A 14,013-nucleotide genomic window follows, 5' to 3' on the forward strand; every position below is an offset into this window, starting at 1 on the left:
CATCCCTCCTTGTATGATGGAACGAGAGAATAGTAGAAATAGAGGGGAATTTCATGAGACAACAACATGCCTTAATACCTACCCTTCGTACGGTAGGAGAAGCTGAGATGATCAGCCACCAGCTGTTATTGCGTGCTGGCTTTATTCGTCAATTAGCGGCCGGGATTTATAATTATCTCCCTCTTGGTAAACGTGTACTGAATAAAGTGGAACAAATTGTACGGGAAGAGATGGACGAGATTGGAGGACAGGAGCTGTTAATGCCTGCCCTTAACCCGGCTGAACTTTGGGAGGAATCGGGTCGCTATGAAACCTATGGTCCTGACCTCGTAAGATTACAAGACCGCCATGAACGTTCCTTCATCCTAGGTCCTACACATGAAGAAACAGTTACGGATATTGTACGTAATGAGATTAACTCCTACAAAAAGCTTCCTGCTACGCTTTATCAAATTCAAACCAAGTTTCGTGATGAGCGCAGACCTCGTTCTGGCCTCCTTCGTGGTCGCGAGTTTCTGATGAAAGATGCGTATTCTTTCCATGCAGATCGTGATTCGCTCGATGGGACTTATGAAGATATGTATCGTGCTTATACCAATATCTTTACTCGTCTAGGAATGGACTTTCGTGCTGTAGAGGCGGATTCTGGCGCTATTGGTGGTAAGGGAACACATGAATTTATGGCGTTATCTTCTGCTGGTGAAGATTATGTTGCGATCTGTGAGTCCTGCGTTTATTCGGCTAATATCGAGATGGCAGAAGTCGTGGGTACATTTGCTACTTCCTCTATTGAGGCAAGCGCAATGGAGAATGTAGCGACACCAGGAAAAGGTTCTATTCAAGAAGTGGCTGACTTCCTGCAAATCAACCCAAATCAACTTGTGAAAAGCTTACTCTTTATGGTGGATGAGAAGCCTGTGCTAGTATTGGTCCGTGGCGATCATGAAGTGAACGATGTGAAAATCAAAAACTTCCTGGATGCAACAGTAGTTGGATTGGCAGATGAAGCTACGATACGCCGAGTTACAGGGACAACTCCTGGCTATGTGGGTCCAGTTTCTCTTCAGGAAAAGGTAATGATTCTAGCAGATCAAGCGATTCAAGGGCTTTCAGAAATGGTAGTAGGAGCGAATGAAAAAGATGCGCACCTTCTCCATGTACAAGCTGGACGTGATTTTGATGTTGATCACTATGTAGACCTTCGCAATATCCAAGAAGGGGATGCCTGCCCACGCTGTGGAGGGGTTATTAAACTAGTAAAAGGAATTGAGATCGGACATATCTTTAAGCTAGGTACAAAATATAGTGATGCCATGAAAGCCAAATTCCTTGATCAAAATGGGAAAGAGCAATCGGTTATCATGGGTTGCTATGGGATTGGTATTTCTCGTGCTATGGCCTCAGTAGTCGAGCAGCATCATGATGAAAATGGAATTGTCTGGCCTGTGTCCATTGCTCCTTTCCATGTGCATTTAATTGCGGTTAATATGAAAGATGAGGCACAGCGCGAAGCAGCGGAGAAGCTATACCAAGAGCTACGCTCAATGAAAATCGAAGTATTATTCGATGATCGTTTCGAACGTGCTGGTGTGAAGTTTAAAGATGCCGATTTACTAGGAATTCCGGTTCGTGTAATTGTGGGGTCCAAAACAGAGAGCGGTGTGGTGGAGATGAAAGCTCGCCGTACCGGACATAGTGAAGAAGTATCGTTTTCCGAGATTAAGAATCTAGTTCCTGCGTGGTTAGAAAAAGCGGATCAAACGTAACAAGGTATAATCAAAATAAAAAAGCTAACGATCCAATCTGTTAGCTTTTTTATTTTGATGGTTTATATGGTTTTATTTAAATTTAAAATCTCATAAAATCGCTTCATAGTAGGTGGAGAAAATTTTGTTGAATACAACTTTCGTTACGGAACGGTTGAAGGTCATTCCGGCGATCTCGAAGTTCCGAGCAGTTTTTGCTTGGATCACGATGGTGACTCTCTGGGTGTTTCTCTTTATTGATTTGGTTTTTATCGATGTGATTTATACAAAAGAGAATCTTTGGAGATTTGAGCATTTGTCATTGTACATCGATGAGGCGAAGAAATCATATTCCGTGGGCACTTACAAACACTGTCATTTTTGCATTCGGCTTGATACAGGTTGTGCAATCTGTCGGAGTTCATATCAATGCTTATTTGGGAATTGATCAATATTCGGATCGTGAAAACTCAATTAAAAATTCGTATCAAATGAATATGGATGCTACAATGAAGTCATCTTCGTCTGCAAGAAGTTCATCTACAAGTTCACTTTCACCAGCGATTTTAACTTTGCTAGCGGTCTGTTTATTAGCGCCCATCGCAGAAGAAATTTTGTTTCGTGGGTACTTACAAACGTTATTTGCTCACTCTATAGGCAGGGTATTGTCGGTCATTTTAACAGCGTTACTTTTCTCTCTATATCATGTGGATGTAGCTTCATTTTTCCCCCTCTTTTTCACGGGGATCATTTTTGGGATATTTCGTGAAGCATTTAAATCTGTTTGGGCTGCTAGCGCTTTACATATGTTTATGAATACGTTATTTAGTCTGTTTTTTTAGCTTGTGTCGAATGTACTTGTAGGATAGAATAGATGAAATTTATCTATTTTAGAATGAAAGGGGTTCTATGTGTGGAATTAATCATTCGCAAGGCACAAGTTTCAGATGCTGAGAAATTATTAGATTATGGAAGAAATATAGCCGAAGAGTCTTCTTTCCTCATCATAACCCCCGAAGAGATGAAGGCGGAAGATGTAGCTTCAGAGGAGAATTGGATTAAAAGTTTTGAATCAAGTGGGAACCTATTACTTGTGGCCGAGGTAGAGGGAGAGATTGTCGGTTCACTAAATTGCAATCGTCCGAGGCGTTCTCGTGTCCGCCATATTGGAATGATAGGGGTTGCCGTTCGAAAACCGTACTGGAACCAGAGGGTGGGTACTAAATTAATAGAAGCATTGTTTGAGTGGGCAAAAGAGAATGATGTGGAAGAAATTCAACTAACTGTACTAAAGCATAATGATCGTGCGAAGCATGTGTATCAAAAGTTGGGATTTCAAGTTATAGGAGAAAGACCACGGGCTATGAAATATGAGGATGGAACGTACGCGAATGAGGTGTTGATGAGCTACTATCTCGTCAGATAATTGTGATTGCGTGCCTTTTTATGGTTGTGATATAATCATCTTGGCTATACTTAGAATGATACGGCTGATGAGGAAAGAGTGGGTGCTTACCCACTCTTTCACGTTTGCTAGTGGGTAAAAAGTAAGCTGTGAGTAGCGTAAGGAGGGTTGGCTTTGAGCCGCCATGTCGTAGAGACAGTTGAGAAGTTAGTGACACCAGCACTTGAAGCGCTTCAATTAGAAGTAGTTGAAGTAGAGTACAAGAAGGAAGGATCTAACTATTTTCTTCGAGTTTTTATAGATAAAAACGATGAAGCCAGAGTCGATCTGGATGATTGTGCCAAGGCAAGTGGGTGTGTGAGCGCTCTTCTTGATGAACACGATCCCGTACCAGGGGCATATATATTGGAAGTGTCTTCTCCAGGAGCGGAACGTCCTTTGAAAAAAGAAAATGACTATCAAAAATCGATTGGAAAGAATGTTTATGTTAGTACATACGAACCGATTGATGGAACAAAGGCGTTTGAAGGTGTTTTAAAAGAAGCGTCCGTTGACTATTTAACTGTAGACGTTCAAGGAAAAGAAATTGAGATACCGCGCAGTAAAGTGGCAAAAGCAAGACTTGCCATTGTGTTTTAGCGCGAAGGGAGGAACCAAGGCGATGAATGCTGAGTTCATCGAGGCTCTCGGTCAATTAGAGAAAGAAAAAGGAATTAGTAAAGATATTTTGATCGAAGCGATAGAAGCAGCACTGATTTCTGGATATAAGCGTAACTTTCACTCTGCTCAAAATGTACGAGTAGATATAGACCGAATGTCAGGAAGGGTTCGTGTATTTGCAAGAAAAAATGTAGTAGAAGATGTTCTCGATCCAAGGCTTGAGATTTCTCTTGATGCCTCAAAAGAGATCAATTCTTCTTTCGAATTAGACGATATCGTTGAAATTGAGGTAACACCTGCTGATTTTGGTCGGATTGCGGCTCAAACAGCAAAGCAAGTTGTTACACAACGGATCCGGGAAGCGGAACGCAGTATCATTTATCAAAACTTTATTGAGCGCGAAGATGATATTGTAACAGGTATTGTTCAACGTACCGATAATCGTTACTACTATATCGATCTAGGTAGAGTGGAAGCGATTCTTCCACACAATGAGACAATGCCAGGCGAACGTTTTAAACATGGAGATCGTGTGAAAACCTATGTAACCAAAGTGGAGAAATCTACGAAGGGTCCGCAAATTTTTGTATCACGTACACATCCAGGATTGTTGAAGCGTTTGTTTGAATTAGAGGTGCCAGAGATTTTTGAAGGGATTGTAGAAATTCGTTCCGTTGCTAGAGAAGCGGGTCTCCGTTCAAAAATTGCTGTTTATTCGAGGGATACCAACGTGGATCCAGTCGGTGCTTGTGTAGGTCATAAAGGGGTTCGTGTACAGACGGTGGTAAATGAATTACGAGGCGAGAAGATCGATATCGTTCGTTGGTCAGAAGAGATGGATGAATGGATTGCCAATGCTCTTAGCCCATCCAAGGTAACTTCTGTCACGATCTATGAAGAAGAAAAGATGGCGCGTGTGATCGTTCCGGACCATCAATTGTCACTAGCTATCGGGAAAGAAGGTCAAAATGCCCGTTTAGCAGCGAAGTTGACCAACTGGAAAATTGATATTAAGAGTGAATCAGAAGCAGTAGATTCAATCTCAAAAACAGACTCAAATTCAGAAGTCGATTTCGATTCAGATCTATCGACTGAAGAATCATAAGAGCCACTCCATAGATCTTTTAAATAAGGGAGGTGGTAGGGTTTGAAACAAAAGAAAATTCCTTTACGTAAATGTATCGCTTCGCAGGAGATGTTTCCCAAAAAGAGTCTTATTCGCATCGTTCGTACACCAGATAACGAAGTGCTGATCGACCCTACAAGTAAAAAGTCGGGACGAGGAGCATACCTTTGTGCTAAAGAAGATTATATTGATTTAGCACAAAAACGCAAAGCGATCGAGAGAGCTTTAAAGGTTCAAATCGATCCAGCTTTGTATGATCAGTTACGAGAGTACGCGAAGACGGTGATCCACGATGAATAAATTTACCCAGCGCCTCGGACTAGCGATGAGGGCTGGAAAAGTAGTGTCAGGGGAAGATCTCGTTCTGCGAGAAGTGCGATCGAAAAAGGCGCGCCTTGTGATTCTATCGCAAGATGCGGCCCAAAACTCAGAGAAGAAGATAACGGATAAGTGTAGTACTTATCAAGTTCCGCTACTCCGATTTGGTACAAGACAGGAGTTGGGGCTTGCTATTGGCAAACCAGAACGTGTCGTCATAGCAATTACAGATCCAGGGTTTGCCCGAATGCTTCAAGAATCAATTGAAAAGGGATGACTGGGATGGCTAAGATGCGTGTGTATGAATACGCCAAAGCGCAAAATATGAGTAGTAAAGAGGTTCTCACGATTCTAGAGAGAATGAACACGAAAGTTAATAATCACATGAGCGTGATGGACGAAGGAATGATACAAAAAGTGGAGCAATTTAACAAAAAAGTAAAAGAGGAAGCAAACGCAAAACCAAGCGAGAGCAAGCCTCAGGGAGAGGCAACAACCCCCAAAAAACCTGAAGTAAATAATAGTGAAAGTAGCCAGCGCCCAGCGGGAGATCGCGGTCCACGTCCAAGCGGAGACCGTGGTCCACGTCCAAGCGGAGATCGCGGTCCACGTCCAAGCGGAGATCGCGGTCCACGTCCAAGCGGAGATCGCGGTCCACGTCCAAGCGGAGATCGCGGTCCACGTCCAGGAGGAGATCGTGGTCCACGCCCAGCGGGAGATCGTGGTCCACGCCCAGCGGGAGATCGCGGTCCACGTCCAGGAGGAGACCGTGGTCCACGCCCAGCGGGAGATCGCGGTCCACGTCCAGCGGGAGATCGCGGTCCACGTCCAGGAGGAGATCGTGGTCCACGTTCCGGCGGAGGTGGGAACAGTCAACGTCCAGCTACCTTTGTAGCTCCTGATGTTCGCCCGACTACCGGTGCAGGTGGTCCATTTGCTTCGAAGAAGGAGCAAGCTAAAAAGCATAGCCGTTCTTATGATTCTTCGGATGAAAGAAACTCTAAACCTCGTTCTGGTCCACGTAAAGGATTTGGTAAGAAGGGTAGAAGACAGGCTCCTAAGGAGAAAATCGCCCCAGTTCTACCAAAGGAAATCGTGGTTTCTGGACCTCTTGCAGTAGGAGAGTTTGCTAGATTACTTCGTAAAGAAGCTTCTGAGGTAATCCGTAGCTTAATTAAAGCAGGAATCATGGCTACGATTAACCAAGAAATCGATGTAGAGACCATGGCAGTAATTGGCGAAGAGTTTAAAATCCCAGTTACCTACAAGGAAGAGATTGATGAGTCCTTATTCGAAGATGTAGCAGAATCTGATGAAGATGCAAACCTCGAAGAGCGCCCACCAGTCGTTACCATCATGGGACACGTAGACCATGGTAAAACAACTTTACTGGATAAGATTCGTTCTTCCAATGTAACTTCCGGAGAAGCGGGTGGAATTACTCAACATATTGGTGCTTATCAAGTAGATGTAAATGGTAAAAAGATTACGTTCCTTGATACTCCAGGCCATGCTGCATTTACAAGTATGCGTGCTCGTGGAGCGCAGGTTACCGATATTACGATCTTAGTTGTTGCGGCTGATGATGGTGTGATGCCACAAACGATTGAGGCGATCAACCATGCGAAAGCTGCCGGTGTACCGATCATTGTTGCTGTAAACAAAATGGATAAGCTAGATGCAAATCCAGATCGTATTAAGCAACAATTGACAGAGTATGAATTGGTTCCAGAAGAATGGGGCGGAGATACCATTTTCGTACCAGTTGCTGCTATCAAAGGCGAGGGTATTGAAGATTTGCTTGAAATGGTTCTCTTAGTATCAGAGGTTCAAGAATATAAAGCAAATCCGAATAAACGCGCCCGTGGTGTAGTAATCGAAGCTGAGTTAGATAAAGGACGCGGTGCTGTTGCGACCATTCTCGTACAAAATGGTACATTGCATGTAGGTGACGCAGTCGTTGTAGGTAACTACTTTGGTAAGATCCGAGCAATGGTAAATGATCGTGGTCGCCGAGTGAAAACGGCTCTACCTTCTACACCAGTTGAGATCTTGGGATTGCCTCAAGCTCCAAGTGCTGGAGATCCATTTATCGTGTTTGAAGATGAGCGAAAAGCTCGTGCCATTGCAGATCGTCGTGAGATGAAACAACGTGAAGAAGATCGCGGGTCTAGAAGTCGCGTAACCTTGGATGATCTATTTAAGCAAATCCAAGAAGGCGAAGTGAAAGAGATCAATATCATTGTCAAAGCAGACGTACAAGGTTCTGCTGAGGCATTACGGGGATCTTTAGAAAAGATTGAAGTGGAAGGCGTTCGGGTAAAGATTATTCATGTCGGTGTCGGAGCGATTACAGAATCAGATATTACACTGGCATCTGCTTCTAACGCCATCGTAATTGGATTTAATGTACGTCCTGATAACAATGCACGTACTGCTGCAGAGAAGGAAAGTGTAGATGTTCGTCTGCACACCATTATCTATAAAGCTTTAGAAGAAATTGAATCTGCTATGAAGGGTATGCTAGACCCTGAGTATGAAGAGAAAGTTCTTGGCTTGGTAGAAGTTCGTCAAACCTTCAAAGTATCCAAAGTGGGTACGATTGCAGGTTGTTATGTCTTAGAAGGTAAAGTGGTTCGTGACGGCAAAGTGCGCGTAATTCGTGAAGGCATTATTGTTCATGATGGTACAGTGGATGCACTGAAACGCTTTAAAGATGACGTAAAAGAAGTTGCTACAGGGTATGAATGTGGAATCACTTTGGAAAAATATAATGATATCCAAGAAGGCGACCAACTTGAAATTTACGTGATCCAAGAAGTAGAGCGGAAGTAGTCTCGCATCTCTTCGATGCCGATATCACATTTTTCTAGACGGAGGAGGTGCTGATCTTGGCACGCATCCGAGTGAGCCGAGTCGGCGAACAGATTAAGAAAGAATTAAGCTTAATCGTGCAACAAGAATTAAAAGACCCACGTATTGGATTTGTTACCATTACGGATGTTGAGATGAGTGGGGACTTATCCATCGCTAAAATTTACATTAGTGTGTTTGGTAGTGCAGAACAAAAGCAAGATTCCTTACATGGCTTAGAAAAAGCAAAAGGATTCTTGCGTTCTGAAGTGGGCCGTCGTGTCCACATGCGTCATACTCCAGAGTTAGTCTTCGTGATGGACGAATCTCTGGAGCATCATGCTCATATTTCCAAATTGCTAAATGATGTAAAGACACCGGAGCAAGATACATGATGCATTCGTTTGCAGATGTGACTCGCTTCATCCAATCAGCAGACCATGTATTAATTACAGGGCACCTTCATCCAGATGGTGATGCCATTGGTTCCACTTTAGCCGCGGCTTGGATTTGTAAATCGTTAGGGAAGACGGTTACATTGGTCAATGATTCTGATGTGCCCGATCGATATCTATTTCTCCCTGATGCAGATCAGATTCAGCCAGCAGAAGAGGTTGGAAGGCAATTTCAATATGTACTTGCCCTTGATTGTGCGGATGAAGCCCGTATTGGAAAGGTACGTCATCTGTTTGCAGAAGGCGTACAAATTTGCAATATCGATCATCATGCGACCAATGATTTATATGGTGCAGTAAATAGGGTGGTGCCAGATGCATCTTCTACGGTGGAGATTCTGATGGACTGGGTGGAAGAGTTAGAGTTTCCACTCGATCAAACGATCGCAACATGTCTCTATGCTGGGTTGCTGACGGATACGGGTGGTTTTCGGTATTCGAATACTTCTCCCAAGGTTCTCATGCAAGCCGCTAAGTTAGTGGGCACGGGAATCGCAGGTCATCACCTAGCCGATCGTCTGTTAGAAACGGTTTCGTTTAAGGAACTACAATTACTCCAAGTCGCTTTATCGACCTTGACGCTTTCGTCCAATCGAAAAGTGGCTTGGATGGTATTAACACAGGATGATTTTAAAGGACTAGATGCTACTTCAGATGATATCGGGGAGATTGTAAATTACGCCCGTAACATTGAAGGGGTAGACGTTGGAATCCTGTTTCGTGAGGAAAGCGATCATCATATCAAGGTGAGTCTTCGTTCTCGCGGGCTTGTGGATGTAGGAGAAGTGGCAAAATCATTTGGTGGCGGCGGTCATGCTAGAGCAGCTGGATGCTCCATGGATGAGAAGTCGATGGAAGTAGTAAAACGACAAGTTTTAGAGGCAATTTATGAGCGTTTAGGGGGCTTGCCAGTATGACTTGGCACGGTGTTCTTCCCATCTATAAACCCCGTGGGATGACTTCTCACGATGTGGTGGGACGCATCCGTCGAATAGCTGGTCAGAAACGAGTAGGACACACGGGCACGCTCGATCCAGAAGTGGAGGGCGTGCTTCCTATTTGTTTAGGCCAAGGTACACGGGTGGTTGAATATATTCAGGATTTGCCAAAACGTTATCGTGGTAGACTAAAACTAGGAATAGCGACTGATACAGAAGATCAGACAGGTGCTGTTATCGAAGATAAACTTTTCAATCGCTCTCTTACGAAAGAAGAAATTGATCAAATGTTTTCTTCTTTTTTAGGAGAAATTGAACAGATTCCCCCAATGTACTCAGCTGTAAGGGTTCAAGGGAAGCGTCTGTATGATTTAGCGCGTGAGGGGAAGGTTGTAGAACGTAAACCACGCAAAGCAACCATTTATGAGTTAACATGTATCGATTTTCAAAATGGAGAGTATCCTGAAATCGAGTTTGATGTATTATGTTCGAAAGGAACGTATGTACGAACTTTATGTGTGGATATCGGAAAATCTTGGGGTACACCCGCTCATATGACTTCTTTAATACGTGTAGAGAGCGGTTCGTTTCAATCGGAGTCTTGCTTCACGTTAGAAGAAGTAGCGGATCTACAAGCAAACGGCCGTCTAGATGATGCACTAGTTCCTATTGGAGAGGCGATCTCCCACTTTCCTAGCTTAATTGTGTCGGAGCAAGAAGGGCATAATGTGTTAGATGGCAAACCCATTCAGGTGAATCAGCTAGTGACACGTGATGCAGAGCTCATAAGAGTGTATACAGAGGCAGGGCGATTTTGTGCCATTTATCGGTTGGTGGAAGATGGCGTAGCAAAACCGGAAAAAGTATTTCGGGATGTGGAATAGTATGCAAAGGAATCATATTACGTACCCTATACGACAAGTGAATAACGGGCGAGTGGTAATGGCATTAGGTTACTTTGATGGGATTCATCTGGGGCATCAGGCTGTGTTAGCGGAAGCGAGCCGATTAGCAGAAGAGTTACAAGCAAAGCCAGCCGTGATGACATTTTCCCCTCATCCTCGTGAAGTGCTAGGGAAAGAAGCTAATTTGCGCTTTATGACCCCTCTTCCTGAGAAATTGCAACTCTTTGAGAAACACGGACTTCAGCAAGCTTATATTATGAAATTTGATGAGGAGTTCGCAAAGCTTTCTGCCGATCAATTTGTGGAAGAAATTTTGCTTCCACTGGGAGTGGTCGGAGTGGTAACGGGCTTTAACTACCGCTTTGGTCGTTTTGCAGCAGGAACGCCTCAAGATTTAGAACGACTTGGGCAAGGACGATTTGTGACAAGGCAGGTGGGACCTGTGCTAATCGATCAGGTTCCAGTCAGCAGTACGCGAATCAGGGAAGCTTTAACCGCTGGACAGATCGAGCTAGCCAATCAAATGCTAGGTCGTCCATATCGAACGAGAGGTACGGTCATACACGGAGATAAACGAGGGAGATTAATGGGCTTCCCGACAGCCAATTTACAAGAATTATATTCTTATTTTTCTCCGAATCGCGGTGTGTATGTCGTTCGTGTTTTGCATGAGCAACGTCAAAGTTACGGGATTATGAATATCGGGATTCGTCCAACTTTTACGGATCCAGTACCGAGAGAGAGATATGAAGTCCATCTTCTTGATTTTCAAGGAGACCTATATGACCAAGTGTTAGATATTGAATTCCTTCACTATATCCGTCCTGAGCAGAAGTTCCCATCTGTTGATGCATTAGTGGATCAGATTCGAATAGATAAACAACAGGCTATAGGGTGGCTCTCTACACATACTTCGACTTCCCTTGTATAACAAAGGTTCTCTATGATATAATGCTTCAGGTATACTGATGCAACCTTAGCTCGGATCGCTCGATTGCCTCGACGACAATCTGGGTTACAGGGGTTTTCGGTAATAAAACAGGAGGTGACATGCTAATGAGCTTGTCTTTGGATAAAAAACGTGAAATCATCAGTGAGTATAAAACTCACGAAAGCGATACTGGGTCTCCAGAAGTGCAAATCGCTATGTTGACCTATCGCATCAATGAGTTGAACGGTCACTTGAAAGACCATAAGAAAGACCACCACAGCCGTCGTGGACTTTTAAAAATGGTAGGTCATCGTCGTAACTTGCTTACTTACCTTAAAAACAAGGACATCACTCGTTACCGCGAGTTGATTGGCAGACTTGGTTTACGTCGATAGTTTCGATTAGCGGGGTTTTGCACCCCGCTTTTTGTTATTTATATTAAATGACGTACGAGAAGGAAATACTGTTTAAATGAAGAATATTGGAATGTTGTCTCGTTGACGAGAGGAGGATTTAACAGGCATATGCAACATCAACAACCTGTTGTTTTTGAAACGGAGCTTGCCGGTAGGAAGCTTTCCTTTGAAATTGGCAAATATGCAACCTTAGCGAATGCATCCGTGCTTGTTCGTTACGGAGAATCAGTTGTCATGACTGCAGTTGTGGCATCCAAGGAGCCGAAGGACTTAGATTTCTTTCCTTTAACCGTGAATTATGAAGAACGCTTATATGCGGTAGGGAAAATCCCAGGTGGCTTTATTAAGCGAGAAGGGCGACCAAGTGAGAAAGCTGTATTGGCTAGTCGTCTGATTGACCGCCCTGTCCGTCCGTTATTTCCAGACGGTTATCGCCACGATGTGCAAATCGTAAATACAGTAATGTCAGTCGATCAAGATTGTTCCACTGAGGTTGCCGCCATGATTGGTACATCTTTAGCATTGTCGATTTCAAATATTCCGTTTGAAGGTCCGATTGCGGGTGTGATTGTAGGACGTGTAGAAGGTAAACTTGTACTAAATCCTACGGTTGAACAGATGGACAACTCAGACTTACACCTCGTAGTTGCAGGTACCAAAGATGGAATTAATATGGTCGAAGCAGGATCTAAACAGATCCCAGAAGAGACGATCTTAGAAGCCATCCTGTTTGGTCATGAAGAAATCAGTCGCTTAGTAGCGTTCCAAGAAGAGGTCGTGGCTCAAGTAGGTCAGAGTAAGATGGAGACCACTTTATATGAGGTGGACTCTGAATTACAAGCTCGGATTAGCGAAATGGCCCTCTCTAAGACCACTCTTGCTGTTCAAGTGATCGAGAAGCAAGCTCGCCAAGAAGCGATCGATGCAGTGAAAAGCGAAGTCGTTCAAGCTTTCCAAGCAGAGCTTTCGGAAGAAGAATTTGCGGCTTTAAGTAAGGACATCCACATTGTTCTGGATTCACTTGTGAAAAAAGAAGTACGTCGTTTGATTTTGGAAGAAGGGAAACGCCCTGATGGACGTACAACTGAGCAAATTCGCCCATTAGCGAGCGAGACTGGAATTCTTCCTCGTACGCATGGATCTGGTCTGTTCCGTCGTGGCCAGACGCAAGTACTGAGCATCTGTACATTAGGTGCACTTGGGGATGTCCAGATCTTAGATGGACTTGACTTAGAAGAGTCTAAACGCTTCATGCATCATTACAATTTCCCACCGTATAGTGTAGGGGATGCACGCCCTCTCCGCGCTCCGGGACGTCGTGAAATTGGTCATGGTGCATTAGGTGCACGCGCATTGGAGCCTGTTATTCCAACAGAAGAGGATTTCCCTTACACCATTCGCTGTGTGTCGGAAGTATTAGAGTCTAACGGTTCTAGTTCACAGGCAAGTATTTGTGCTTCTACCCTAGCGCTAATGCATGCAGGTGTACCGATTAAAGCTCCTGTTGCTGGAATTGCGATGGGTTTGATTAAAGAGGAAGACAAAGTAGCTGTTCTAACCGATATTCAAGGTATGGAAGACCATCTGGGTGATATGGACTTTAAAGTGGCTGGTACTCGCAATGGTGTGACTGCCCTACAAATGGATATCAAAATCTCAGGGATTAATCGGGAGATTTTAGAACGCGCGCTTGAGCAAGCGAAGGCAGCACGTCTCCTTCTGTTAGATAATATGGAGGCAACTATCTCAGAGCCAAGTGAAGAGTTATCACAGTATGCTCCTAAAATCATGACGATGCGCATTCATCCAGATAAGATTCGCGATGTGATCGGACCTAGTGGAAGAGTAATCAATAAGATTATTGAAGAAACAGGCGTTAAGATCGATATCGAGCAAGATGGACGTATCTATATTGCTTCCCCAGATGCAAAAGCAAATGACCGTGCGAAGCAAATCATTGAAGATCTAGTACGCACAGTAGAAGTAGGACAAGTTTACCTAGGTACTGTCAAACGTGTTGAGAAATACGGAGCATTTGTGGAACTATTCCAAGGGAAAGAGGGATTAGTACACATTAGCCAACTTGATGTGAATCGTGTTGCAAAAGTTCAAGATGTCGTGAATGTAGGCGATAAAATTGAAGTGAAAGTGACAGAGATCGACGATCAAGGACGTGTGAACCTCTCACGAAAAGTACTATTAAAAGCAGAAGAAGAAAATAAAAAAGCGGACACTCCTTCATAGGATGTAAAAGAGCCAGA

Annotated in this window: 15 protein-coding genes; all 15 read left to right on the forward strand. The window is 43.8% G+C overall.

Going from position 1 to position 14,013, the window contains the following annotated elements; all coding sequences use genetic code 11:
• Window positions 1–53: 53 nt before the first annotated feature.
• The 15 genes from J2Z48_RS05150 (at window position 54) to pnp (ending at window position 13,996) form a co-directional block, all read left to right on the forward strand.
• Window positions 54–1,766: a proline--tRNA ligase gene (locus tag J2Z48_RS05150; RefSeq protein WP_307251528.1), complete on the forward strand. Its 1,713-nt coding sequence runs from the start codon at window positions 54–56 to the stop codon at window positions 1,764–1,766.
• Window positions 1,767–1,890: 124 nt separating this feature from the next.
• Complete coding sequence (locus J2Z48_RS05155; RefSeq protein WP_307251530.1) at window positions 1,891–2,193, forward strand: hypothetical protein; 303 nt, start codon at window positions 1,891–1,893, stop codon at window positions 2,191–2,193.
• 61 nt (window positions 2,194–2,254) lie between these two features.
• On the forward strand, window positions 2,255–2,587 hold the full coding sequence (locus tag J2Z48_RS15720; protein WP_370872878.1) for a CPBP family intramembrane glutamic endopeptidase: 333 nt from the start codon (window positions 2,255–2,257) through the stop codon (window positions 2,585–2,587).
• A 71-nt stretch (window positions 2,588–2,658) separates the two neighbouring features.
• The gene (locus J2Z48_RS05160; RefSeq protein WP_307251532.1) at window positions 2,659–3,171 is read left to right on the forward strand and encodes a GNAT family N-acetyltransferase; all 513 of its coding nucleotides are present in this window, start codon (window positions 2,659–2,661) and stop codon (window positions 3,169–3,171) included.
• A 153-nt stretch (window positions 3,172–3,324) separates the two neighbouring features.
• Window positions 3,325–3,789: a ribosome maturation factor RimP gene (gene rimP, locus J2Z48_RS05165; protein WP_307251534.1), complete on the forward strand. Its 465-nt coding sequence runs from the start codon at window positions 3,325–3,327 to the stop codon at window positions 3,787–3,789.
• A 22-nt stretch (window positions 3,790–3,811) separates the two neighbouring features.
• Window positions 3,812–4,915, forward strand: a complete 1,104-nt coding sequence (gene nusA, locus J2Z48_RS05170; RefSeq protein ID WP_307251536.1) for a transcription termination factor NusA — start codon at window positions 3,812–3,814, stop codon at window positions 4,913–4,915.
• Between the two features lie 42 nt (window positions 4,916–4,957).
• Window positions 4,958–5,236: an RNase P modulator RnpM gene (gene rnpM / locus J2Z48_RS05175; protein ID WP_093291161.1), complete on the forward strand. Its 279-nt coding sequence runs from the start codon at window positions 4,958–4,960 to the stop codon at window positions 5,234–5,236.
• The gene (locus J2Z48_RS05180) at window positions 5,229–5,531 is read left to right on the forward strand and encodes a YlxQ family RNA-binding protein (protein ID WP_307251538.1); all 303 of its coding nucleotides are present in this window, start codon (window positions 5,229–5,231) and stop codon (window positions 5,529–5,531) included. The genes rnpM and J2Z48_RS05180 overlap by 8 nt, the downstream gene beginning before the upstream one ends.
• Window positions 5,532–5,536: 5 nt before the next feature.
• Window positions 5,537–8,089, forward strand: coding sequence for a translation initiation factor IF-2 (gene infB, locus J2Z48_RS05185; protein WP_307251541.1), 2,553 nt, complete (start codon window positions 5,537–5,539; stop codon window positions 8,087–8,089).
• A 56-nt stretch (window positions 8,090–8,145) separates the two neighbouring features.
• Window positions 8,146–8,502 carry a 30S ribosome-binding factor RbfA gene (gene rbfA / locus J2Z48_RS05190; protein ID WP_307251543.1) on the forward strand — a complete coding sequence of 119 codons (357 nt, stop codon included), beginning with the start codon at window positions 8,146–8,148 and terminating at the stop codon, window positions 8,500–8,502.
• Window positions 8,499–9,479 (forward strand): DHH family phosphoesterase, encoded by a 981-nt coding sequence (locus tag J2Z48_RS05195; protein WP_307251545.1) that lies wholly within the window; start codon window positions 8,499–8,501, stop codon window positions 9,477–9,479. Before rbfA ends, J2Z48_RS05195 begins: the two co-directional genes overlap by 4 nt.
• Entirely contained in the window at window positions 9,476–10,384 is a 909-nt protein-coding gene (truB, locus tag J2Z48_RS05200) for a tRNA pseudouridine(55) synthase TruB (protein WP_307251546.1), read from the forward strand. The genes J2Z48_RS05195 and truB overlap by 4 nt, the downstream gene beginning before the upstream one ends.
• A 1-nt stretch (window position 10,385) precedes the next feature.
• A complete protein-coding gene (locus J2Z48_RS05205; RefSeq protein WP_307251548.1) occupies window positions 10,386–11,336 on the forward strand; it encodes a bifunctional riboflavin kinase/FAD synthetase in 951 nt (316 codons plus the stop codon).
• A 125-nt stretch (window positions 11,337–11,461) separates the two neighbouring features.
• Complete coding sequence (gene rpsO / locus J2Z48_RS05210) at window positions 11,462–11,731, forward strand: 30S ribosomal protein S15 (protein WP_307251550.1); 270 nt, start codon at window positions 11,462–11,464, stop codon at window positions 11,729–11,731.
• A gap of 129 nt (window positions 11,732–11,860) precedes the next feature.
• Complete coding sequence (gene pnp, locus J2Z48_RS05215; RefSeq protein ID WP_307251552.1) at window positions 11,861–13,996, forward strand: polyribonucleotide nucleotidyltransferase; 2,136 nt, start codon at window positions 11,861–11,863, stop codon at window positions 13,994–13,996.
• Window positions 13,997–14,013: the final 17 nt, after the last annotated feature.

The organism is Croceifilum oryzae, from assembly GCF_030814315.1.
In the GTDB taxonomy this organism is placed as follows: domain Bacteria; phylum Bacillota; class Bacilli; order Thermoactinomycetales; family Thermoactinomycetaceae; genus Baia; species Baia oryzae.